The organism is Streptomyces sp. NPDC048506 (genome assembly GCF_040651315.1).
In the GTDB taxonomy this organism is placed as follows: Bacteria; Actinomycetota; Actinomycetes; order Streptomycetales; family Streptomycetaceae; genus Streptomyces.
The window spans coordinates 56,353-77,850 of sequence record NZ_JBEZIX010000045.1; the positions used below are offsets into that span (position 1 = coordinate 56,353).

Consider the following 21,498-nt stretch of genomic DNA (forward strand, 5'->3'; position numbering starts at 1 on the left):
GCGGCAACCCGTGCGCATCGCCAGATTCTCCATCGACGGCAACGTCGGCTTCGGCGTCGTCGAAGGCGACGAACTCGACGTCATCAAGGGGCATCCCTTCGCGGAATTCGAGCGCTCGGGCCAGAAGGTCCCCCTCGACAAGGTCCGGCTGCTGCCGCCGGTTCTGCCCAACAAGGTGGTGGCGATCGGCCGCAACTACGCCGAGCACGCCGCCGAGCTGGGCAACGCCGTCCCGGACGTGCCGGTCACCTTCTTCAAGCCGTCCACCTCGGTGATCGGCCCCGGTGACCCCATCGCCTACCCCTCCTTCTCCCAGGAGGTGCACCACGAGGCGGAGCTCGCCGTCGTCATCGGCCGGATGTGCCGCGAGGTGCCCCGCGAGCGCGCCAAGGACGTCATCCTCGGCTACACCTGCGCCAACGACGTCACCGCGCGCGACGTCCAGCAGCGCGAGAAGCAGTGGGCCAGGGCCAAGGGCTTCGACAGCTCCTGCCCGCTCGGCCCCTGGGTCGAGACCGAACTGGACCCCTCGGACATCGCCGCGGGCCTCGCCATCCAGTGCACCGTCAACGGCGAACAGCGCCAGCTCGGCCGCACGAGTGACATGGTCCGCCCGATCGAGGACCTGATCGTCCACATCACCGAGGCGATGACCCTGCTCCCCGGCGACGTCATCCTCACGGGCACCCCGGCCGGGGTGGGCCCCCTCAACGTCGGCGACGAGGTCGCCGTCACCATCGAAGGCATCGGCACTCTCACCAACAAGGTGATCAAGCGTGGCTAACGCGACCCCCGTCCGCGTCCGTTTCTGTCCCTCCCCGACCGGTAACCCCCACGTCGGCCTGATCCGTACCGCCCTGTTCAACTGGGCGTACGCACGGCACAACAAGGGCACCCTGGTCTTCCGCATCGAGGACACCGACGCGGCCCGCGACTCCGAGGAGTCCTACAACCAGCTGCTGGACTCGTTCCACTGGCTCGGCTTCGACTGGGACGAGGGCCCCGAGGTCGGCGGCCCGCACGCGCCGTACCGCCAGTCCCAGCGCATGGACATCTACAAGGACGTCGCCGACAGGCTCCTGGCGGCCGGCCACGCCTACCCCTGCTACTGCACCACCGAAGAGCTCGACGAGCGCCGCGAGGCCGCCCGCAAGGCCGGCAGGCCCTCGGGCTACGACGGCATGTGCCGCGACCTGACCGCCGAGCAGAAGGCCGCGTACGAGGCCGAGGGCCGCAGCGCCATCGTCCGCTTCCGGATGCCCGACGAGCCGATCACCTTCACCGACTTGGTGCGCGGCGAGCTGACCTTCACCCCGGAGAACGTCCCGGACTACGGCATCGTCCGCGCCAACGGCGCGCCGCTGTACACCCTGGTCAACCCGGTCGACGACGCGCTGATGGGCATCACGCACGTGCTGCGCGGCGAGGACCTGCTCTCCTCCACCCCGCGCCAGATCGCCCTCTACAAGGCGCTGATCGAGCTGGGCGTCGCCTCGTCGATCCCCGAGTTCGGCCACCTGCCCTACGTCATGGGCGAGGGCAACAAGAAGCTCTCCAAGCGCGACCCGCAGGCCTCCCTCAACCTCTACCGCGACCGCGGCTTCCTCCCGGAGGGCCTGCTCAACTACCTCGCCCTGCTCGGCTGGTCCTTCTCGGCCGACCAGGACATCTTCTCGGTGGCGGACCTGATCGAGAAGTTCGACATCGCGGACGTCAACTCCAACCCGGCCCGCTTCGACCTGAAGAAGGCCGAGGCGATCAACGCCGACCACATCCGGCAGCTGGACGTGGAGGACTTCGTCAAGGCCTGTGAGCCCTGGCTGAAGGCCCCGTACGCCAACTGGGCCCCCGAGGACTTCGACGAGGCCGCCTGGCGGGCCATCGCCCCGCACGCCCAGACGCGCCTGACCGTCCTCTCCGACATCACCGCCAACGTCGACTTCCTCTTCCTCAAGGAGCCCGTCGAGGACGAGGCCTCCTGGACGAAGGCCATGAAGGGCGACCCGGTGGCCCTGCTCACCACCGCCCGCGCCAAGCTGGCGGCGGCCGACTGGTCCGCCGGCCCCGAGCTCCTCAAGGAGGCCGTCCTGGCCGCCGGCGAGGAGCACGGCCTCAAGCTCGGCAAGGCCCAGGCCCCCGTCCGGGTGGCCGTCACCGGCCGTACCGTCGGCCTCCCGCTCTTCGAGTCCCTGGAGGTCCTGGGCCGGGAGCGCACCCTCGCCCGCATCGACGCCGCACTGGCGAAGCTGGCGGGTTGATCCCTCACGAGTGCTGCGGGCTCGGAAGCCGTCCGGCTTCCGGGCCCGTTGTCATGGGCGGCCCCAACAGGGCACGCCGCGGTGCGCACGACCACCGACCGCACCTGCCGCAGTCCGCCGTCGCGCCCGGCTGCTCCCGGTTAGATTGGCCCCGTGCCCCTCCACGCCGTCCTCTGGGACCTCGACGACACCCTCTTCGACTACACGGGCTCCGACCGCGCCGGCGTGCTGCGGCACCTGCGGGACGAGGGGCTGGTGACTGCGTACGGCGGGGAGGAGGCCGCGCTGACGCGGTGGCAGGAGGCCATGGAGACCGAGTTCGCCCGTTTCCTCGCCGGTGAGGTGGGGTTTCTCGACCACCGCAGGGCCCGGGCCCGGACCTTCCTGGGCGTCGCGCTCTCCGACGAGGAGGCGGACGCCTGGTTCGGGCGGTACATCGTGCACTACGAAGCGGCCTGGGCGCTCTTCCCGGACTCCGAGCCGGCCCTGGAGGCGCTGGCGCCGCTGGCCCGGCAGGCCGTGCTCTCGAACTCCGGGACCGCCAGCCAGGAGCGCAAGCTGGGCGCTCTGAGGATCCGCGGCTACTTCGAGGCGGTGCTGTGCGCCGACGAGCTCGGGCACGCCAAGCCGGCCCCGGAGGCCTTCGCGGCCGCCTGCGCGGCTCTGGAGCTGCCGCCGGAGGAGGTGGTCTACGTCGGCGACCGGCTCGACATCGACGCGCTGGGTGCCCGGGACGCCGGTCTGTCGGCCGTCTGGCTGGACCGTACGGGCACCGGGGAGGAGCTGCCCCCTGGTGTGCGGCGCATCGAGACCCTGGCGGAGCTGCCCGGGCTGCTGCGCGGAGTTATCGGTTTTGGAGCCCCGTCCGCGATCAGGTAATGTTCTTCCTGCGCCGCCCGAGAGGGCCGAGAGGCCCGGCCGGGAAGCGTAGATCAAATAGAAACCCCCAAGCAGGGGGTTGCATTTTGATGGCCTATGGTGTAATTGGCAGCACGACTGATTCTGGTTCAGTTAGTCTAGGTTCGAGTCCTGGTAGGCCAGCTCGCAGAGCTCATCTGCAAAGCCCCCGTTGTGTAGCGGCCTAGCACGCTGCCCTCTCAAGGCAGTAGCGCCGGTTCGAATCCGGTCGGGGGTACAGATCCTTCCCAGGGAGACAGTCCGGGTCGCACCCACTGTCACTCATGCAGGATCGCTAGGGCCCCCGTTGTGTAGCGGCCTAGCACGCCGCCCTCTCAAGGCGGTAGCGCCGGTTCGAATCCGGTCGGGGGTACTGGTCTAAACCACCATGGGCTATGGTGTAATTGGCAGCACGAGTGATTCTGGTTCATTTAGTCTAGGTTCGAGTCCTGGTAGCCCAGCGCAGTCCGTCCGTGCGACGGGCTCAACTGCACGAAGACTTGCCCCCGTTGTGTAGCGGCCTAGCACGCCGCCCTCTCAAGGCGGTAGCGCCGGTTCGAATCCGGTCGGGGGTACACATAGGAAAGGCCCTCCGCGGTGACGCGGAGGGCCTTTCTGCGTCAACGCCCCGTCCCGAAGCGCTTGTTGGCCTCCTCCGCCTCCGCCGGTCGGTGCAGGCTCAGCAGCGCCGGCTCGTAGGGCACGGCCAGCGCCACCGCCGCTTCCACCTGCTCCGCCGGCGTCTCGTACTCCTCGACCAGGTTCAGGTCGACGACGGCCAGCTCGGCCGCCATGCGGGCGTAGGGCAGCAGGTGGGCGGTGTCGCACGCGTAGCCGAGGCGGTGCAGTGCGACGATCGCGGCGACGAGCGTGCGGAAGGCCCGGGACTGGTCCGCGAGCTCCAGGTTGAAGCGCCAGCCCACGCGCTCCAGCAGTTCGCCGGCGGTGCGCCGGGCGACGTCCGTCGAGGGGCCGGGCTCATCGGGCTCGGGGCCGTGCGGCAGCGCCCGGACGGCCGTACCGAGGCGGGAGAGCTGGTCGCGGGAGTCGTCCTCGACGGCGGCCACCACCTCGCGGGCGGTGCTCACCGGGACCCGGCCGACCTGGATCAGGGCCCGCACCAGTCGAAGCCGGCGCAGGTGGTCCTCGTCGTACTCGGACTGGGTGGCGGTGATCCGGCGGCCCGGCGGCAGCAGCCGTTCGCGCAGGTAGTACTTGATCGTGGCGGTGGAGATGCTGCTGCGCTCGCTGAGCTCTGCCAGTCGCATACCCCTTGCACCCTTCATTGGAGAGTGGCACTATCCAATCATGGATAGCGCGACTATCTAATGTCGAGGCGCGACGGAGGGGGCTGTCATGAAGGGCAAGCCGGTACAGGGGCGGATGACCGCGGACGGCACGGGGGAGCTGGTGGTCTTCCTCATCGGGATGCGGATCAACAGCTGGCGGGCGGTGCGCAGTTGGCTGCCGGTGTTCCTGGCGATGCCGGGGATGATCAAGGAGTTGGCGCGGGACCGGGAGCGGGGGATGCTGGGGCGCCGCATCGTGCCCGGACTGCGGAACTTCGGCGTCCTTCAGTACTGGGAGTCGAAGGAGAAGCTGCTGGCCTACGCGAGCGATCAGGGCGGCGAGCACCGGCCGGCCTGGGCCGCCTTCAACCGGCGGGCGCGGGCGGGGCGCGGCCGGGTGGGCATCTGGCACGAGACGTTCGTCGTCCCGGCGGGCTCGTACGAGAGCATCTACGTCGATATGCCGCCGTTCGGGCTGGCGGCGGCCCGGGGAGTGGTGCCGGTCGCGCGGCGCGGCGAGCGGGCGGCGGAGCGACTCGCGGCCTGAACCACGGCACCCGGAGACGCCCCGGCCCTGTACGGATGGATCCGTACAGGGCCGGGGCGTCTCCGGTACGGGGCCGGAGCGTCGTCGTCAGCCGGTGCGGCGCAGGCCCTCGGAGAGGCGGGCCGCCGCGTCGATGACCGCCTGGGCGTGCATCCGGCCCGGGTGGCGGGTCAGCCGCTCGATCGGCCCGGAGACCGAGACGGCGGCCACCACGCGGTTGGAGGGGCCGCGAACGGGGGCGGAGACCGAGGCCACGCCGGGCTCCCGCTCGCCGATCGACTGGGCCCAGCCGCGGCGCCGCACGCCGGAGAGCGCGGTGGCCGTGAAGCGCGCGCCCTGAAGGCCGCGGTGCAGCCGCTCCGGCTCCTCCCAGGCCATCAGGATCTGGGCGGCCGAGCCGGCCTTCATGGGGAGCGTGGAGCCGACCGGGACGGTGTCCCGCAGTCCGGACAGCCGTTCCGCCGCCGCCACGCAGATCCGCATGTCGCCCTGCCGGCGATAGAGCTGGGCGCTCTCGCCGGTCACGTCGCGTAGGTGGGTGAGCACCGGTCCGGCCGTGGCCAGCAGGCGGTCCTCGCCGGCCGCCGCGGCCAGCTCGGAGAGCCGCGGGCCCAGGATGAACCGGCCCTGCATGTCCCTCGCCACCATCCGGTGGTGTTCCAGTGCCACGGCCAGTCGGTGGGCCGTGGGTCGTGCGAGCCCGGTCGCCGCGACCAGCCCGGCGAGGGTGGCCGGACCGGACTCCAGGGCACTCAAAACCAGAGCTGCCTTGTCGAGAACGCCGACGCCGCTAGAGTTGTCCATGCAACGATACTTGCGTCTCACACTGTGAAACGCAAGTTCAATTTTCCAGGGAAGTCGTCAGTCTGTAGACGTGGCCCTCGACCAGGGCCCGGCGTAAGGCCCGGCAGGGGGATTTCTGCGGGCGATCGCGCATGGACGAGCAAGGCCGGCACAGCGGCCGGCCGGAGGGAAAGCGATGGGACGGACACTCGCGGAGAAGGTCTGGGACGACCATGTCGTCCGGCGCGCGGAAGGCGAGCCCGACCTCCTCTTCATTGATCTGCACCTGCTGCACGAGGTCACCAGCCCGCAGGCGTTCGACGGCCTCCGCAAGGCCGGCCGCCAGGTGCGCCGGACGGACCTGACCATCGCCACTGAGGACCACAACACCCCGACCCTCGACATCGACAAGCCGATCGCCGACCCGGTCTCGCGCACCCAGCTGGAGACGCTGCGCAAGAACTGCGCCGAGTTCGGCGTCCGGCTGCACCCGCTGGGCGACGTCGAGCAGGGCGTTGTGCACGTCGTGGGGCCGCAGTTGGGGCTGACCCAGCCCGGCACCACCGTGGTCTGCGGTGACAGCCACACCTCCACCCACGGAGCCTTCGGAGCCCTGGCGTTCGGCATCGGTACGAGCCAGGTCGAGCACGTCCTGGCCACCCAGACGCTGCCGCTGGCCCCCTTCAGGACCATGGCGATCACCGTGGACGGCGAGCTGCCCGAGGGCGTCACCGCCAAGGACCTGATCCTGGCGATCATCGCCAAGATCGGTACCGGCGGCGGCCAGGGCTACGTCCTGGAGTACCGCGGCTCGGCCATCGAGAAGCTCTCGATGGAGGCCCGGATGACCATCTGCAACATGTCGATCGAGGCGGGCGCCCGGGCCGGCATGATCGCCCCCGACCAGACCACCTTCGACTACCTCCAGGGCCGCGACCACGCCCCCACGGGCGAGGACTGGGACGCCGCGGTCGCGTACTGGAAGACGCTGCGCACCGACGACGACGCGGTCTTCGACGCCGAGGTGCGCATCGACGCCGCTTCGCTGTCGCCGTTCGTCACCTGGGGCACCAACCCCGGCCAGGGCGCACCGCTTTCGGCGAGCGTCCCCGACCCGGCTTCGTACGAGGACGCCTCGGAGCGACTGGCCGCCGAAAAGGCCCTGGAGTACATGGGGTTGACGGCGGGTCAGCCGCTGCGCGAGATCACCGTGGACACCGTCTTCGTAGGTTCCTGCACCAACGGTCGCATCGAGGACCTGCGCTCCGCGGCCGCGATCCTGGAGGGTCGCAAGGTCGCCGACGGCGTACGGATGCTGATCGTTCCCGGCTCGGTGCGGGTCTCCCTGGAGGCCGTCGCCGAGGGCCTGGACAAGGTCTTCACCGCGGCGGGTGCCGAATGGCGGCACGCGGGCTGCTCGATGTGCCTGGGCATGAACCCCGACCAGCTGGCCCCCGGCGAGCGCTCGGCGTCCACCTCCAACCGCAACTTCGAGGGCCGTCAGGGCAAGGGTGGTCGTACCCACCTGGTCTCGCCGCAGGTTGCCGCCGCAACGGCGGTTCTCGGCCATCTGGCCTCACCGGCCGACCTGGTCGCCACGGCGGGCCAGTCCGACGTCACCACGCCCGCGGGAGTCTGAACCATGGAAGCTTTCACCACCCACACCGGCCGGGCGGTCCCGCTGCGCCGCAGCAACGTCGACACCGACCAGATCATTCCGGCCCACTGGCTGAAGAAGGTCACCCGCGACGGCTTCGAGGACGGGCTGTTCGAGGCCTGGCGCAAGGACCCGGAGTTCGTGCTCAACCAGGAGGCGTACAAGGGCGCCACGGTGCTGGTCGCCGGCCCCGACTTCGGCACCGGCTCCTCGCGCGAGCACGCCGTCTGGGCGCTCCAGAACTACGGCTTCAAGGCCGTCATCTCCTCCCGGTTCGCGGACATCTTCCGGGGCAACTCCCTCAAGAACGGCCTGCTGACGGTGGTCCTGCCGCAGGAGACCGTGGACCGGCTCCAGAAGCTGGTGGAGGCCGATCCGTCCGCCGAGGTGACCGTCGACCTGGTCGGTCGGCAGGTCCGTGCGGAGGGGCCCGACGGAACGCGGGTGGTCGCCGACTTCGAGCTGGACGAGAACGCCCGTTGGCGTCTGATGGAGGGACTGGACGACATCAGCCTCACCCTTCGGGAGGAGTCCTCCATCGCCGCGTACGAGGTGAACAGGCCGTCGTTCAAGCCGCGTACCATCGAGGTCTGACCTCGGGTTTTATGGCTCAAAGCCTTATTGCGTACGATGCGCCCCCTGTGCAGTTGGCAGGGGGCGCATCGGCTTGTCGAGGCGGCTGTTGAGGCCCCGTGAAGCGACAACTCGCCGCAGATGGCACAATTAGCGCATGGAACGCGACGACCAACTCAAGCTCTACGGTTTCGTCGCCGACCGGCTCAAGGACGCACACGCAAGAGTGCGGACACTGCAAGTCCCGGAGGGCGTACGGATGGCGCTGACCCGGAAGCTGCTCGTCATCACGGCCGCGGCTAAACACGATCTTGCGGACGCGGCAAGGCGTCTGGAGTGGTTCATGGAAGACCTCGACGAAGGTCGTTATCCCGAAGATGTGCACGCCGACGGAAGTCCGTGAAGGTCGAGTTCGTTGCGGCACAAGGGTGATTAGCCCGTTTCGTGTTTGATTTGCGGTATATATCTGCCTAACGTGCGAAAAAGCTTGGAAACTTTCGTTCCAGCAATGTCTCCGAAGGGGAAGACGTGAACAAGGCGCAGCTCGTAGAAGCCATTGCCGACAAGCTCGGCGGCCGCCAGAACGCCGCGGAGGCGGTCGACGCCGTACTGGACGCAATCGTCCGTGCGGTGGTCTCCGGTGACCGCGTTTCGGTCACCGGATTCGGCTCGTTCGAGAAGGTCGACCGCCCGGCCCGCTACGCCCGCAACCCGCAGACGGGTGAGCGCGTGCGGGTCAAGAAGACCTCGGTGCCGCGTTTCCGCGCCGGTCAGGGCTTCAAGGACCTGGTGAGCGGCTCGAAGAAGCTCCCCAAGGGTGGCGAGGTCTCCGTCAAGAAGGCCCCCAAGGGCAGCCTGACCGGCGGTGCGGCCATCAAGAAGGCCGCCGTCAAGAAGGCCGCCGTCAAGAAGGCCGCGGCGAAGAAGGCCGCGCCCGCGAAGAAGGTGGCGGCGAAGAAGGTGACCGCGAAGAAGGTCACCGCGAAGAAGGTCACGGCGAAGAAGGTCACGGCGAAGAAGACCACCACCGCCGCCGCCAAGAAGACCGCCGCCAAGAAGGCGACGACGGCCAAGAAGGCCGCCGCGAAGAAGACCGCCCCCGCCAAGAAGGCAACGGCGAAGAAGGCCCCCGCCAAGAAGGCCACCGCGCGCAAGACCACCGCGAAGAAGACCACCGCCCGCAAGCGGTAATTCGGCAGCGGCGACGCCATGCGTCGGGCCGGTCTCCCTCCGGGGAGCCCGGCCCGCGGTGCTTTCGGCCGCCCGGAACCGCCGGATCCCGCCCCGCGGACGCCCGCAGGGGCACCGGACGCCCTCGTCTAGGCTCTCTCCCATGCAGGCCACCGCGTACACGTACGACACCGAGACCCGCTCCGGCAGCGTGCTGCTGGACGACGGCACCCCGCTGCCCTTCGACGCGGCGGCCTTCGACGCCGGCGGGCTCCTGCTGCTGCGCCCCGGTCAGCGGGTGCGCATCGAGGTCACCGGTGAGGGCGACGCCCGACACATCGCGTTGATCACGCTCCAGACGCTCTGACCTGCGGCGGCAGCGCCGGTGCCTGGAGCGCGGTGTGCGGGCCGACGCCCAGCGCCAGCGCGGTCCGCAGATCCTCGCCGGTGTCCACGTCGCGGCGTACCGAGGGCACGTCCGGCAGGGTGATCTCCCGCGCTCCGGATGCCAGGTGACGGGCCCGCGACGCGCCGCCGAATGCCGGTGCCAATTCCACGCCGGAAGTCGCGGTCAGAAGTGTTGTCCCGATATCCGCCGCATCCGCGAGAAATGCGCGGGGAAATAGCGAAGCGGAATGGAGCACCCGTGCCAGCTCCGCCGGACGGAGCGCGGGCAGGTCGGCGTTGAGCGCGGCGACCGACGCGCCCGGGCGGCGCGCCCGGACCTCGCTCGCCCCGTGGGCCAGAGCCGCGTTGAGCCCCCGGGCCGGTGTGTCGGGAACGATGTGCGCCCCCAGCGCCGCCAACCGCTCTCCGGCCGGCTGATCATCCGTGACAACCACCACATCCTGCACGTCTTCGCAGGCCAGCGCCGCTGCCACGGTGTCCAGGGCGAATGCGAGCGCCAAGCGCGGCCGGAACTCCTCACCGGCGGCCCGGGAGAGCCTGCTCTTGGCCCGCACCAGCGGTTTCAGCGGTACCACCAGGCTCCAGGCCGCCGCTGCCTCGCCGTCCACTCCGTCTCTTCGCATCGGCGCCATTCTCACCTGCTGCCGCCGCTCTCCGGGAGCGCCGGGGTTACGGTGTTCTCGACATAGCGGGTACCTGGGGCGACACTTGTGCGGCTGCCGGCCCGCAGCAGCTTCGCAGGTCCCACAAGGAGGGTGTCCCAGTGTCCCGCCGCAGAATCGGCTTCTGGTACCGCTTGGCCGCGGTCATCTGCAAACCGCCGCTCCTGGTTCTGTTCAAGCGGGACTGGCAGGGAATGGAGCACATTCCGGGCGACGGCGGATTTATCACCGCGGTCAACCACAACTCGTATCTTGATCCGCTGTCCTATGCGCACTATCAGTACAACACCGGCCGGGTCCCCCGATTCCTCGCCAAGGCCGGACTCTTCAAGAGCGGTTTTGTCGGGCTGATGATGCGCGGCACCGGACAGATCCCCGTCTACCGGGAAACGACCGACGCGGCGAACGCGTTCCGCGCCGCCGTCGACGCCATCCACAAGGGCGAATGCGTCGCGTTCTACCCCGAGGGCACCCTCACCCGCGACCCCGAGCTGTGGCCCATGCAGGGCAAGACCGGTGCGGCACGGGTGGCGTTGCTGACGAAGGCGCCGGTCATCCCCGTCGCGCAGTGGGGCGCCAACGACGCGATGCCGCCCTACGCCAAGGAGAAGAAGCTCCAGCTCCTGCCCCGCAAGACGCTGCGGGTCAAGGCGGGGCCGCCGGTCGACCTGAGCGCGTACTACGGCCAGGAGCCGACCGCCGAGGTGCTGCGCGCGGTCACCGAGGTCATCATGGCCGCGATCACCGAGCAGCTCGCCCAGCTCCGCGACGAGGCGGCGCCGGCCGAACCGTACGACTGGCGCAAGGCCGTCGCCGCCGAGCGCCGCGCCGCCCGGGAAGCCGCCAAGGCCACCCGGGGCGCCGCAGCGGCCCCCGCCGAGCCGGCTGCCGCCACCGAGGGCACCGACGGAGCACTCGCCCCCCAGCAGGCCCGAAGCACCCAGCAGGCACAGGAGGATGAAGGCAAGTGACGCGCTGCGCCGTCTACGGCACGGGGTCCTGGGGCACCGCATTCGCGATGGTGCTCGCCGACGCGGGATGCGAGGTGACCCTGTGGGGGCGCCGGGCAGCCCTCGTCGACGCCATCAACAGCGGCCGCACCAACCCCGACTACCTGCCGGGAGTGGAGCTCCCCGGGTCCGTACGCGCCACTACCGACCCTGCGGAGGCGGCCCGCGACGCGGAGTTCGCGGTCCTGGCGGTCCCGTCCCAGACGCTGCGCGGAAATCTCGCCGAATGGGCACCTCTGCTGCCCGCCGACACGGTCCTGGTCTCCCTGATGAAGGGCGTCGAACTCGGCACGGCCAAGCGCATGAGCGAGGTCATCGAGGAGGTCGCCAAGGTGCCCGCGGAGCGCGTCGCGGTGCTGACCGGACCCAACCTGGCCAAGGAGGTCGCGGCCCGGCAGCCCGCCGCCGCGGTCATCGCCTGCACCGACGAGGCGGTCGCCCGCCGACTCCAGACCGCCTGCCACACCTCGTACTTCCGCCCGTACACCAACACCGACGTGGTGGGCTGCGAACTGGGCGGTGCGGTCAAGAACGTCATCGCGCTCGCCGTCGGCATCGCCACCGGCATGGGCCTGGGCGACAACGCCAAGGCGTCCCTGATCACCCGCGGTCTGGCCGAGACCACCCGGCTCGGCCTCGCCATGGGCGCCGACGCGCACACCTTCGCAGGCCTGGCCGGCATGGGCGACCTCGTCGCCACCTGCTCCTCGCCGCTGTCGCGCAACAACACCTTCGGCACCAACCTCGGCCGCGGTATGACCCTCCAGGAGACCATCGCGGTCACCAAGCAGACCGCCGAGGGCGTCAAGTCCTGCGAATCCGTACTGGATCTGGCCCGCCGGCACGGCGTCGACATGCCGCTCACCGAGACGGTCGTGAGCATCGTCCACGACGGCAAGCCCCCGATGGTCGCCCTCAAGGAGCTGATGGCGCGCAGCGCGAAATCCGAACGGCACTGAGCGACACCGCGCACCGGCCCGGACGGCGCCGTACCACCAACGGCTGCCGCAGCACTGACGCAGCCCCTACCAGCAGGTACCCTCAACGCGATATGAGCAGCCAGACCTCCTCCCCCAAGCCCCGCGTCGCCGTCGTGTTCGGCGGGCGCAGCTCCGAGCACACCATTTCGGTACTCACCGCCGGAGCCGTGCTGCGCGCCATCGACCGCGAGAAGTACGACGTGCTGCCCATCGGCATCACCACCGACGGTCGCTGGGCGCTGACCGCCGACGACCCCGACCGGATGGCCATCGTGGACCGGCGGCTGCCCACCGTGGCCGAGCTCGCCGAGTCCACCGAGGGCGGCGTGGTGCTCCCCGTCGACCCCACCAACCGCGAGATGGTCTACAGCGAGCCGGGCTCGGTCCCCAAGGCGCTCGGCGAGGTCGACGTCGTCTTCCCCGTCCTGCACGGCCCCTACGGCGAGGACGGCACCCTCCAGGGCCTGCTGGAGCTCTCCGGCGTGCCCTACGTCGGCTCCGGCGTGCTCGCCTCGGCCGTCGGCCAGGACAAGGACTACATGAAGCGGGTGTTCGCCTCCTTCGGGCTGCCGGTCGGCCCGTACGAGGTCATCCGCCCCCGGGAGTGGGAGAAGGACCCCGCGGCCGCCCGCAAGAAGATCGTCGACTTCGCCGGCGAGCACGGCTGGCCGCTCTTCGTGAAGCCCGCCCGGGCCGGCTCGTCCATGGGCATCAGCAAGGTCGACGACCTGGCGGGCCTGGACGAGGCGATCGAGGAGGCCCGGGCGCACGACCCCAAGATCCTCGTGGAGTCGCTGCTGCGCGGCCGCGAGATCGAGTGCGGCGTGCTGGAGTTCGAGGACGGCCCGCGGGCCAGCGTGCCGGCCGAGATCCCACCGGTCACCGCGCACGACTTCTACGACTTCGAGGCCAAGTACATCGACTCGGCCACCGGCATCGTGCCGGCCCCGCTGACCGACGAGCAGACCGCCGAGGTCCAGGAGCTGGCGGTCGCGGCGTTCGAGGCGGCGTCCTGCGAGGGCCTGGTACGGGCCGATTTCTTCCTTCAGGACAACGGCGAGTTCGTGATCAACGAGATCAACACGCTCCCCGGATTCACGCCCATCTCGATGTACCCGCGGATGTGGCAGGAGAGCGGTGTGAGCTACCCGGAGCTGATCGACCGGCTCCTCCAGGCCGCCCTGCACCGCTCCACGGGGCTGCGCTAGACGCCCTGCGGCACGGTCTTTTGTACGGCGCCCGCGAGGTCGACGAGCACGTCGACCTCGGGCGCGTACGTCCCTGGCACGGTCACCTCGACGTAGGCCTTGCGCAGCACGGTCGTGAACCGATATCCGTCGTCCTGCTTCTCGAAGAGCCACCGGACGCCGTTGACTTCCGCCGCGTCGGGATTCGGGTTGTAATGTTCACTCCCGTACGTCAGGACGTCGGGCTTCGGCACCCCGCAGCGCAGTTTCACGGCAGGATCGCCCCATATGGCAGTGAAGTCGGAGGCGGGCTCGGGGGTACCCCGCTCCAGCCCGTCCACGGTACGCGGCAGTTCCTCCTGGAGCGCCCGGCAGTGCCGTGCCGCCTCGCCCTGCGGAGAAGGAACGGCCACGTCCTGGGAAGAGGAGCAGCCCACCGCGGCGAACAGCACGGTGAGCAACGGCAGGGCCGAGTACCGGCGACGCGTACAGTTCACCCGGCCGAGCATACGGGGAGCTACAGATGAACGACCGGGCAGGTAAGGGTGCGGGTGATCCCCTCCACTTGCTGGACCTTCGCGACCACCATGCGCCCCAGTTCGTCGACGGTGTCGGCTTGGGCGCGCACGATGACGTCATAGGGGCCGGTCACGTCCTCGGCCTGAAGCACGCCGTGGATCTTCGAGATCACCTCCGCCACCGCCGAGGCCTTGCCGACCTCGGTCTGGATCAGGATGTAGGCCTGTACCACGGAACCTCCAGGGCGGCTACGAGGATCATGTGGGAAGAAGGGACGCCACGGTACCGCGTCACCGCGCGGAGCGGGGAGACCCGCGCGGTGATCTCGGCAAGTGCGGCGCAGTCGTCAGCCACGTACGGACCGTCCGTACACATGGGAAGGGCAACAGCATGAAGGGCACCGTGGGGGAGCTGGGGGAGTTCGGGCTGATCAGGGAGCTCACCTCCCGGCTCACCTCCACTCCGGCGGTACGGATCGGGCCGGGTGACGACGCCGCGGTGGTCACCGCGCCGGACCGGAGGGTGGTCGCCAGCACCGACATCCTCCTGGAGGGCCGGCACTTCCGGCGCGACTGGTCCACGGCCTACGACGTCGGCCGCAAGGCCGCCGCACAGAACCTCGCCGACATCGCGGCGATGGGCGCGGTGCCCACCGCGATCCTGCTCGGCCTGGTCGTCCCCGCCGAGCTCCCCGCGACCTGGCCGACCGAGCTGATGGACGGGCTGCGCGACGAGTGCCAGGTGGCCGGCGCCGCGGTCGTCGGCGGGGACGTGGTACGCGGCGACACCATCACCGTGGCGATCACCGCGCTCGGCGACCTGCGCAACCAGGAGCCGGTCACCCGGGCCGGCGCCCAGCCCGGCGACGTGGTCGCGGTGACCGGCTGGCTCGGCTGGTCCGCCGCCGGACACGCCGTGCTCTCCCGCGGCTTCCGCTCGCCGCGCGCCTTCGTGGAGGCGCACCGCCGTCCCGAGCCGCCGTACCACGCGGGCCCGGCCGCCGCCGGACTCGGCGCCACCGCGATGACCGACGTCAGCGACGGACTCGTCGCCGACCTCGGGCACATCGCCGAGGCCAGCAAGGTCCGGATCGATCTGCGCTCCGCGGCGATCGACATCCCCTCGCAGATGTCCGACATCGGTACCGCCGTCGGCGTGGACCCCATGCAGTGGGTGCTCAACGGCGGCGAGGACCACGCGATCGTGGCCACCTTCCCGCCGGACGTGAAGCTGCCGGCCCGTTGGAAGGTCATCGGCGAGGTGCTCCATCCGTCGGCGCTGCCGCAGGTGACGGTCGACGGTGCCCCCTGGGCGAAGGCCGGCTGGGACCACTTCGGGGACAACGGGGACGCCGAGTAGATTCGGCGGCATGCACACCCCTCCACGCGTCCTGACCGTCGCCGGGTCCGACTCCGGTGGCGGCGCGGGCATTCAGGCCGACCTCAAGACGATGCTGGCGCTCGGCACGCACGGCATGAGCGTGGTGACCGCCGTCACCGCCCAGAACTCCCTGGGCGTCCACGGCGCGTGGGAACTGCCGGCGGATGCCGTACGGACCCAGTTCCGCAGCGTCGTGGACGACATCGGCGTCCAGGCGGTCAAGACCGGCATGCTCTCCTCGGCGGAGCTCGTCGGGACCGTCGCGGAGCTGCTCGCCGAACTGACCGTCCCGGTGGTCGTCGACCCCGTGGGGGTCTCCAAACACGGCGATCCGCTGCTCGCCGCGAGCGCCCTGGACGCCTTGCGCACCGCGCTGCTGCCGACGGCCACGGTCGCCACCCCCAACCTGGACGAGGTCGCCCAGCTGACCGGCGTACGCGTCCGGGAGGAGGCGGACCTGCGCCGGGCGGCCGCCGCCGTGCTGGACTTCGGGCCGCGCTGGGCGCTCATCAAGGGCGGCCACCTACCGGCCGGGGACGGCGCCGTCGACGCCGTCGACCTGCTCACCGACGGCACCGAGGAGCACTGGCTGCGCGCGCCCCGGCACGACAACCGGCACACCCACGGCACCGGCTGCACCCTCGCCAGCGCGATCGCCGCACGACTCGCCAAGGGGGACACCGTGCCGCAGGCCGCCGCGGCGGCCAAGGACTACGTCACCGGCGCCATCGCGGCCGGATTCCGGCTGGGCGCGGGCATCGGCCCCGTGGACCACGGCTGGCGGCTGCGCACCGAGCACTGACGGGTCAGGCCCGGGCGGGGGTGCGGACCGGGTCGCCCGGCCGGAACGGGAAAGGCAGAAGCCGGCCCACCTAGGAGGTGGACCGGCTTCACAAGCAACCGGTTGGGCTGCGCTACGGCTATGGCGTCAGCGCGAGACCTTGCCGGCCTTGATGCACGAGGTGCAGGCGTTCAGCTTCTTCGGCGTGCGCCCGATCACTGCACGCACCGTCTGGATGTTGGGGTTCCAACGACGGTTGGTGCGGCGATGCGAGTGCGAGACACTCTTGCCGAAGCCCGGCCCCTTGCCGCAGACGTCGCAGTTGGCAGCCACGGGTCACTCCAAAGACTTCAGATGCACTTACGGTGAAATCCTGACGAGCCGAGTGCATTGCCCGGCCGGCGTCGTCAGGAGAGGAAATGGCCCGATTCGCATCGGACAACCGGAGCAGCATACAACGACCGCTCCCGTAGAACGAAACTATCACGCACCCCCGGGCCCCGCCCCGGCCTCCCCGCCGCAGCGCGGCTACTGTGCGGTGCATCCCGCGACCCAGGAGGACGACGTGCCGTACCCGCTCGACGCCGCCGCGGTCCGCTCCTGGTGCGGGCTGGCGCTGGAGGCGCTCGGCCGGGAACGCGAGCGGATCGACGCCATCAACGTCTACCCGGTGGCGGACGGGGACACCGGCACCAACCTCTACCTGACGCTCGAATCGGCCGCCCGCGCGGTCGAGGCCGCCTTCGACGGGCACGCCTCGGCCGGCACCGCGCCCCGCCTCGCGGACGCCATCGGCGCCATGGCACACGGCGCCCTGATCGGGGCGCGCGGCAACTCCGGCACGATCGTGGCCCAGCTGCTGCGCGGGATGACCGAGGTCCTGGCGGGCGCCGACGGCTCGGCCGATGCCCTGCGGCGGGCGCTGCGCCGGGCCGCGGCCTCGACGTACGAGGCGGTCGCGCACCCGGTGGAGGGCACCCTCCTGACGGTGGCCACGGCCGCCGCCGACGCCGCCGAGCGGGCCGCCGGCGGGACCGCCGGCGCCGCCGAGATCGCCCGTGCCGCCCACGAGGGCGCCCGCAGCGCCCTGAAGGAGACCCCGGGACAGCTCGCCGTCCTCGGCCGGGCGGGCGTCGTGGACGCCGGCGGCTGCGGTCTCGTCGCGCTGCTGGGCGCGCTCGCCGACGCGCTGTCCGGGGAGGTCTCGGTGACCCCGGTCGCGGTACGGGCCGACGCCCCGCTCCCCGAGGCGGCCGGCTGCGAGGCCGCCGCCCGGGAGGCGGCGGACGACTGCCGGGAACCGGGTGGGCCGGCGTTCGAGGTGATCTACCTGCTGGAGGCCGAGGACGCGGCGGTGGCGCGGCTGCGGACCCGGCTCGACGCGCTCGGCGACTCCCTGGTGGTGGTCGGCGGGGACGGGCTGTGGAACGTCCATGTGCACGTCGACGATGCGGGCGCCGCCGTCGAGGCCGGCATCGAGGCGGGCCGGCCGTACCGGATCGCCATCACCCACTTCGGCGGCGCCGCCCGGGTCAAGGAGCCGGCGCTGGCGGCCCGGGCCGTGGTCGCGGTGGTGCCGGGCCCCGGGCTCGCCGGGCTGTGCACCGAGGCGGGCGCGACCGTCGTCGCCGTACGTCCCGGGGAGCCGCCCGCCAGCGGTGAGCTGGTGCAGGCGATCCGGCAGGCGCACGCCCGCGAGGTGATGCTGCTGCCCAACGACCCCGAGCTGCGGCACACCGCGGCGGCCGCCGCGGAACAGGCCCGCACCGAGGGCGTGCGGGTCGCCCTGATCCCCACCCGCTCCGCCGTCCAGGGCATCGCGGCACTGGCCGTGCACGAGCCGGGCCGCAGCTTCGACGAGGACGCGGTCGCCATGACCTCGGCGGCGGGCGCCACCCGCTACGCCGAGCTGGCCGTCGCCGAGCGGCAGTCCTGGACGATGGCCGGCGTCTGCCAGGCCGGGGACGTCCTCGGTCTGATCGACGGCGACGTCGCGGTGATCGGCTCGGACCTCACCCGCATCGCGATGACGGTCCTGGACCGGATGCTCTCCGCGGGCGGCGAGATGGTGACCCTGGTCCTCGGCGCGCAGGCGCCCGCCTCCCTCGGCGAGCGGCTGGAACGGCACGTCCGCGAGCGGCACCTGGCCGTGGACACGGTCGTCTACGACGGCGGCCAGTACGCGGCACCGCTGCTCATCGGTGTGGAGTAGCGGCGCCGAATGCCGGGAGCGGCGCGATTGTCAGAGGCGTGGTGTGCAATAGACGCGTGGCAGCGCTCGACGAACCCCTGAAGAAGATCCTCGGCGGCACCACCGCGAAGGTGCTGGCCGAGCACCTCGACCTGCACACGGTCGGCGATCTGTTGCACCACTATCCGCGGCGTTATGCCGAGCGCGGTGAGCTGACCCGCCTCTCGGACCTCCCCCTGGACGAACACGTCACGGTCGTCGCGCAGGTCGCGGATTCCCGGGTGCTGAAATTCAATGCCGGCCGGGGGCAGCGCCTCGAAGTGACGCTCACCGACGGCAGCGGCCGGCTCCAGCTGGTCTTTTTCGGCAAGGGCATCCACAAGCCGCACAAAGAGCTGATCCCGGGGCGCCGTGCGATGTTCGCCGGCAAGGTGTCGCTCTTCAACCGCAAATTGCAGCTCGCCCACCCCGAATACCAGCTCCTCGACGGCAGTGCCGACAGCGAAGCCGTGGACGCCTTCGCCAATCAGCTGATGCCGATCTATCCGGCCTGTCAGCAGATGGCGTCCTGGAAGATCGCCAAGGCGGTCGACGCGGTGCTGCCCAGCGCCCAGGACGCCGTCGACCCGCTGCCGCCGGCGCTGCGCGAGGGCCGGGCGCTGGTCCCGCTCACCGAGGCGCTGCTCAAGATCCACCGACCGGGCACCAAGGCCGACATCGCCGATGCGCGCGCCCGGCTGAAGTGGGACGAGGCGTTCGTGATGCAGGTCGCGCTCGCCCGACGCCGCCTCGCCGACACCCAACTCCCGGCGGTGGCAAGGACGTTGGTCAAGGACGGGATCCTCGACGCGTTCGATGCCGAGCTGCCGTTCACCCTCACCGAAGGCCAGCAGAAGGTCAGCCGGGAGATCTTCGACGACCTGGCGACCGCCCACCCCATGCACCGCCTCCTCCAGGGCGAGGTGGGCTCCGGCAAGGCCCAGCCGCTGGACGCCCTGGTGCTCACCCCGCGCGGCTTCCGCCCCATGGGGGAGATGACCGTCGGCACGGAGGTGGTGGTGCCGAGCGGCGAGCCGGCCGTGGTGGACGGCGTCTTCCCGCAGGGGGAGCGGGAGGTGTGGCGGCTGGTGCTGTCGGACGGCAGCGCCGTCGAGTGCGATGACGAGCACCTGTGGATCGTCGGGGACGGCGACGGGCAGGAGCGGGTGCTGACGACCCGCGAGCTGCGGGGAGACCTGCGGGACGCCGACGGCCGCCCGAAGTGGTCCATCGCCCCGGCCACCCCGGTGGACCTCGACGGCGGTGGGCACCGCCCCCGCGATCCGTACGAGCTGGGGAGGGCGCTGGGCGGGGCCGAGACCGAGGAGGTCAGGGCGCCGGGCGGTAACGGAGCCGGCGCGGCGCCGGGCGAGGGCGGCGCCGACGACCCGGCCGGCCGGGTGCCGGACGCCTACCTGAACGCGCCGCGCAAGGACCGGCTGGCCGTGGTGCGGGGCCTGCTGGACGCCCGGGGAGTGCGCACGGCGGACGGCGCGGTGTTCCGTGCGGCGGCCGCCCCGCTGGCCGGTGACCTCGCCTGGCTGGTGCGCTCCCTGGGAGGCCGGTCCCGGATCGACCCGGTGGGAGACGGCGGGTGCGACGTGTCGGTGGCCCTGCCGGACGCGGTGTCCGGCGGCGGCCGCGGCTTCCGGCGCAGCATCGAGGCCATCGAGCAGGTGGGCCGCAAGCCCGTCCAGTGCATCAGCGTGGCGCACCCCGACCACGCCTATGTGACCGACCACTTCACCGTCACCCACAACACGATGGTCGCCCTGCGCGCCATGCTCGGCGTGGTCGACAGCGGAGGCCAGGCCGCGATGCTGGCGCCCACCGAGGTGCTCGCCCAGCAACACCACCGCTCGATCACGGAGATGATGGGGGATCTTGCCGAGGGCGGACTGCTGGGCGGGGCCGAACAGGGCACGAAGGTGGTGCTGCTGACCGGCTCGATGGGTGCCGCGGCCCGACGGCAGGCGCTGCTGGACCTGGTCACCGGCGAGGCCGGGATCGTCGTCGGCACGCACGCCCTGATCGAGGACAAGGTGCAGTTCCACGACCTGGGGTTGGTGGTCGTCGACGAACAGCACCGCTTCGGCGTCGAGCAGCGGGACGCGCTGCGCGGCAAGGGGCACTCCCAGCGGGAGAAGCAGACACCGCACCTGCTGGTGATGACCGCGACACCCATTCCGCGCACGGTCGCGATGACCGTCTTCGGCGATCTGGAGACCTCCGTCCTGGACCAACTCCCCGCCGGGCGCTCGCCGATCGCCACCCATGTGGTGCCCGCCAAGGACAAGCCGCACTTCCTCGCCCGCGCCTGGGAGCGGGTCCGTGAAGAGGTGGCGGCAGGGCATCAGGGCTATGTGGTGTGCCCGCGGATCGGCGACGACGAGGAGGAGGCGCCCAAGGGGGCGAAGAAGGGCGCGGCCGGCGCCAAGGGGGCCGCCGCCAAGGCGAGTTCACCGGAGGACGTGGCCGAGAAGCGCCCCCCGCTCGCGGTCCTCGACATCGCCGAACAGCTCACCAAGGGGCCGCTCGCCGGCCTGCGGGTGGCGGTGCTGCACGGCCGGATGCCACCGGACGACAAGGACGAGGTGATGCGCCGGTTCGCCGCCGGCGAGCTGGACGTGCTGGTCGCGACGACGGTCATCGAGGTCGGGGTGAACGTCCCGAACGCCACCGGCATGGTGATCATGGACGCCGACCGCTTCGGCGTCTCCCAGCTGCACCAGCTCCGCGGCCGGGTCGGCCGCGGCACGGCACCCGGCCTGTGTCTGCTGGTCACCGAGATGCCCGAGGCCAGTCCGGCCCGCGCCCGGCTCGCCGCGGTGGCCGGCACCCTCGACGGCTTCGAGCTCTCCCGCATCGACCTGGAGCAGCGGCGCGAGGGCGATGTGCTGGGCCAGGCGCAGTCCGGCGTCCGCTCCTCGCTGCGGATGCTCGCGGTCATCGACGACGAGGAGGTCATCGCGGCCGCCCGTGAGGAGGCCACGGCGCTGGTCGCCGACGACCCCGAGCTGACCGGCTATCCGGAGCTGCGGATCGCGCTGTCCGCCCTCCTGGACGAGGAACGGGAGCAGTATCTGGACAAGGGCTGACGGGGCGGGACGGCTGGTGACCGCCGGGCGGGACGGCGCCCACCACGTGAGATCGATCACGGGACCGGG

General features: G+C 71.1%; 22 protein-coding genes and 5 tRNA genes. 21 read left to right on the forward strand and 6 right to left on the reverse strand.

Annotation, left to right across the window (positions count from 1 at the left end):
- The first annotated feature begins 10 nt into the window (after positions 1-10).
- From AB0C96_RS31025 to AB0C96_RS31060, 8 genes are all read left to right on the forward strand, one after another.
- Entirely contained in the window at positions 11-784 is a 774-nt protein-coding gene (locus tag AB0C96_RS31025) for a fumarylacetoacetate hydrolase family protein (protein ID WP_362921964.1), read from the forward strand.
- Entirely contained in the window at positions 777-2,258 is a 1,482-nt protein-coding gene (gene gltX / locus AB0C96_RS31030) for a glutamate--tRNA ligase (protein ID WP_362921966.1), read from the forward strand. Before AB0C96_RS31025 ends, gltX begins: the two co-directional genes overlap by 8 nt.
- Before the next feature lie 153 nt (positions 2,259-2,411).
- Positions 2,412-3,137 carry an HAD family hydrolase gene (locus AB0C96_RS31035; RefSeq protein WP_362921967.1) on the forward strand — a complete coding sequence of 242 codons (726 nt, stop codon included), beginning with the start codon at positions 2,412-2,414 and terminating at the stop codon, positions 3,135-3,137.
- A 90-nt stretch (positions 3,138-3,227) separates the two neighbouring features.
- Positions 3,228-3,299 (forward strand) — tRNA-Gln (locus AB0C96_RS31040).
- A gap of 21 nt (positions 3,300-3,320) precedes the next feature.
- Positions 3,321-3,393, forward strand: a tRNA-Glu gene (locus AB0C96_RS31045).
- Between the two features lie 62 nt (positions 3,394-3,455).
- Positions 3,456-3,528: transfer RNA gene (locus tag AB0C96_RS31050), tRNA-Glu, on the forward strand.
- A gap of 16 nt (positions 3,529-3,544) precedes the next feature.
- Positions 3,545-3,616: transfer RNA gene (locus AB0C96_RS31055), tRNA-Gln, on the forward strand.
- Positions 3,617-3,657: 41 nt separating this feature from the next.
- A tRNA-Glu gene (locus AB0C96_RS31060) sits at positions 3,658-3,730 on the forward strand.
- A 45-nt stretch (positions 3,731-3,775) separates the two neighbouring features.
- On the opposite strand, the gene AB0C96_RS31065 is transcribed toward AB0C96_RS31060, so the two are convergent.
- Entirely contained in the window at positions 3,776-4,423 is a 648-nt protein-coding gene (locus tag AB0C96_RS31065) for a MerR family transcriptional regulator (RefSeq protein ID WP_362921969.1), read from the reverse strand.
- Between the two features lie 88 nt (positions 4,424-4,511).
- On the opposite strand from AB0C96_RS31065, the gene AB0C96_RS31070 reads away from it, so the two are divergent.
- Complete coding sequence (locus AB0C96_RS31070; protein WP_362921971.1) at positions 4,512-4,991, forward strand: DUF4188 domain-containing protein; 480 nt, start codon at positions 4,512-4,514, stop codon at positions 4,989-4,991.
- A gap of 87 nt (positions 4,992-5,078) precedes the next feature.
- Here AB0C96_RS31070 and ndgR read toward each other — a convergent pair whose 3' ends face one another.
- Positions 5,079-5,795, reverse strand: coding sequence for an IclR family transcriptional regulator NdgR (gene ndgR / locus AB0C96_RS31075; RefSeq protein ID WP_026169203.1), 717 nt, complete (start codon positions 5,793-5,795; stop codon positions 5,079-5,081).
- Between the two features lie 175 nt (positions 5,796-5,970).
- Between ndgR and leuC the strand changes: the two genes are divergently transcribed.
- The 5 genes from leuC (at position 5,971) to AB0C96_RS31100 (ending at position 9,541) form a co-directional block, all read left to right on the forward strand.
- A complete protein-coding gene (gene leuC, locus AB0C96_RS31080) occupies positions 5,971-7,413 on the forward strand; it encodes a 3-isopropylmalate dehydratase large subunit (protein ID WP_362921973.1) in 1,443 nt (480 codons plus the stop codon).
- 3 nt (positions 7,414-7,416) lie between these two features.
- Positions 7,417-8,025, forward strand: coding sequence for a 3-isopropylmalate dehydratase small subunit (gene leuD / locus AB0C96_RS31085; protein ID WP_362921974.1), 609 nt, complete (start codon positions 7,417-7,419; stop codon positions 8,023-8,025).
- A gap of 136 nt (positions 8,026-8,161) precedes the next feature.
- On the forward strand, positions 8,162-8,407 hold the full coding sequence (locus AB0C96_RS31090) for a hypothetical protein (protein ID WP_362921975.1): 246 nt from the start codon (positions 8,162-8,164) through the stop codon (positions 8,405-8,407).
- 125 nt (positions 8,408-8,532) lie between these two features.
- The gene (locus AB0C96_RS31095) at positions 8,533-9,195 is read left to right on the forward strand and encodes an HU family DNA-binding protein (protein WP_362921977.1); all 663 of its coding nucleotides are present in this window, start codon (positions 8,533-8,535) and stop codon (positions 9,193-9,195) included.
- 142 nt (positions 9,196-9,337) lie between these two features.
- A complete protein-coding gene (locus AB0C96_RS31100; RefSeq protein ID WP_362921979.1) occupies positions 9,338-9,541 on the forward strand; it encodes a hypothetical protein in 204 nt (67 codons plus the stop codon).
- Here AB0C96_RS31100 and cofC read toward each other — a convergent pair.
- Positions 9,522-10,205 (reverse strand): 2-phospho-L-lactate guanylyltransferase, encoded by a 684-nt coding sequence (cofC, locus tag AB0C96_RS31105; protein ID WP_362921980.1) that lies wholly within the window; start codon positions 10,203-10,205, stop codon positions 9,522-9,524. The two genes, AB0C96_RS31100 and cofC, sit on opposite strands and share 20 nt — an antisense overlap.
- Positions 10,206-10,345: 140 nt before the next feature.
- Between cofC and AB0C96_RS31110 the strand changes: the two genes are divergently transcribed.
- The 3 genes from AB0C96_RS31110 (at position 10,346) to AB0C96_RS31120 (ending at position 13,442) form a co-directional block, all read left to right on the forward strand.
- The gene (locus AB0C96_RS31110; RefSeq protein ID WP_362921982.1) at positions 10,346-11,215 is read left to right on the forward strand and encodes a lysophospholipid acyltransferase family protein; all 870 of its coding nucleotides are present in this window, start codon (positions 10,346-10,348) and stop codon (positions 11,213-11,215) included.
- Entirely contained in the window at positions 11,212-12,213 is a 1,002-nt protein-coding gene (locus AB0C96_RS31115) for an NAD(P)H-dependent glycerol-3-phosphate dehydrogenase (RefSeq protein ID WP_362921984.1), read from the forward strand. Before AB0C96_RS31110 ends, AB0C96_RS31115 begins: the two co-directional genes overlap by 4 nt.
- Positions 12,214-12,305: 92 nt before the next feature.
- Positions 12,306-13,442: a D-alanine--D-alanine ligase family protein gene (locus AB0C96_RS31120; RefSeq protein ID WP_362921986.1), complete on the forward strand. Its 1,137-nt coding sequence runs from the start codon at positions 12,306-12,308 to the stop codon at positions 13,440-13,442.
- On the opposite strand, the gene AB0C96_RS31125 is transcribed toward AB0C96_RS31120, so the two are convergent.
- Together AB0C96_RS31125 and AB0C96_RS31130 are read right to left on the reverse strand one after the other, a co-directional pair.
- Positions 13,439-13,930 carry a DUF3515 domain-containing protein gene (locus AB0C96_RS31125; protein ID WP_362921988.1) on the reverse strand — a complete coding sequence of 164 codons (492 nt, stop codon included), beginning with the start codon at positions 13,928-13,930 and terminating at the stop codon, positions 13,439-13,441. The genes AB0C96_RS31120 and AB0C96_RS31125 overlap by 4 nt on opposite strands.
- 8 nt (positions 13,931-13,938) lie before the next feature.
- A complete protein-coding gene (locus tag AB0C96_RS31130; RefSeq protein WP_018087181.1) occupies positions 13,939-14,172 on the reverse strand; it encodes an Lrp/AsnC ligand binding domain-containing protein in 234 nt (77 codons plus the stop codon).
- A 158-nt stretch (positions 14,173-14,330) separates the two neighbouring features.
- On the opposite strand from AB0C96_RS31130, the gene AB0C96_RS31135 reads away from it, so the two are divergent.
- Together AB0C96_RS31135 and thiD are read left to right on the forward strand one after the other, a co-directional pair.
- Positions 14,331-15,299 carry a thiamine-phosphate kinase gene (locus AB0C96_RS31135; RefSeq protein WP_362921990.1) on the forward strand — a complete coding sequence of 323 codons (969 nt, stop codon included), beginning with the start codon at positions 14,331-14,333 and terminating at the stop codon, positions 15,297-15,299.
- Between the two features lie 10 nt (positions 15,300-15,309).
- Positions 15,310-16,122, forward strand: a complete 813-nt coding sequence (gene thiD, locus AB0C96_RS31140; RefSeq protein WP_362921992.1) for a bifunctional hydroxymethylpyrimidine kinase/phosphomethylpyrimidine kinase — start codon at positions 15,310-15,312, stop codon at positions 16,120-16,122.
- Positions 16,123-16,248: 126 nt separating this feature from the next.
- Here thiD and rpmB read toward each other — a convergent pair whose 3' ends face one another.
- Positions 16,249-16,434, reverse strand: a complete 186-nt coding sequence (gene rpmB, locus AB0C96_RS31145; protein ID WP_006602870.1) for a 50S ribosomal protein L28 — start codon at positions 16,432-16,434, stop codon at positions 16,249-16,251.
- A gap of 232 nt (positions 16,435-16,666) precedes the next feature.
- On the opposite strand from rpmB, the gene AB0C96_RS31150 reads away from it, so the two are divergent.
- Complete coding sequence (locus AB0C96_RS31150; RefSeq protein ID WP_362921994.1) at positions 16,667-18,313, forward strand: DAK2 domain-containing protein; 1,647 nt, start codon at positions 16,667-16,669, stop codon at positions 18,311-18,313.
- Positions 18,314-18,369: 56 nt separating this feature from the next.
- A complete protein-coding gene (locus AB0C96_RS31155) occupies positions 18,370-21,429 on the forward strand; it encodes a helicase-related protein (RefSeq protein ID WP_362921996.1) in 3,060 nt (1,019 codons plus the stop codon).
- Positions 21,430-21,498 lie beyond the last annotated feature (69 nt).

Bases quoted from the DNA above. Each gene is read 5' to 3' on its own strand.
- cofC (WP_362921980.1), bottom strand. From the start codon at position 10,205: ATGCGAAGAGACGGAGTGGACGGCGAGGCAGCGGCGGCCTGGAGCCTG.
- thiD (WP_362921992.1), top strand. From the start codon at position 15,310: ATGCACACCCCTCCACGCGTCCTGACCGTCGCCGGGTCCGACTCCGGT.
- AB0C96_RS31125 (WP_362921988.1), bottom strand. From the start codon at position 13,930: ATGCTCGGCCGGGTGAACTGTACGCGTCGCCGGTACTCGGCCCTGCCG.
- leuD (WP_362921974.1), top strand. From the start codon at position 7,417: ATGGAAGCTTTCACCACCCACACCGGCCGGGCGGTCCCGCTGCGCCGC.
- AB0C96_RS31070 (WP_362921971.1), top strand. From the start codon at position 4,512: ATGAAGGGCAAGCCGGTACAGGGGCGGATGACCGCGGACGGCACGGGG.
- AB0C96_RS31065 (WP_362921969.1), bottom strand. From the start codon at position 4,423: ATGCGACTGGCAGAGCTCAGCGAGCGCAGCAGCATCTCCACCGCCACG.
- AB0C96_RS31090 (WP_362921975.1), top strand. From the start codon at position 8,162: ATGGAACGCGACGACCAACTCAAGCTCTACGGTTTCGTCGCCGACCGG.
- AB0C96_RS31100 (WP_362921979.1), top strand. From the start codon at position 9,338: ATGCAGGCCACCGCGTACACGTACGACACCGAGACCCGCTCCGGCAGC.
- leuC (WP_362921973.1), top strand. From the start codon at position 5,971: ATGGGACGGACACTCGCGGAGAAGGTCTGGGACGACCATGTCGTCCGG.
- AB0C96_RS31135 (WP_362921990.1), top strand. From the start codon at position 14,331: ATGAAGGGCACCGTGGGGGAGCTGGGGGAGTTCGGGCTGATCAGGGAG.
- AB0C96_RS31120 (WP_362921986.1), top strand. From the start codon at position 12,306: ATGAGCAGCCAGACCTCCTCCCCCAAGCCCCGCGTCGCCGTCGTGTTC.
- ndgR (WP_026169203.1), bottom strand. From the start codon at position 5,795: ATGGACAACTCTAGCGGCGTCGGCGTTCTCGACAAGGCAGCTCTGGTT.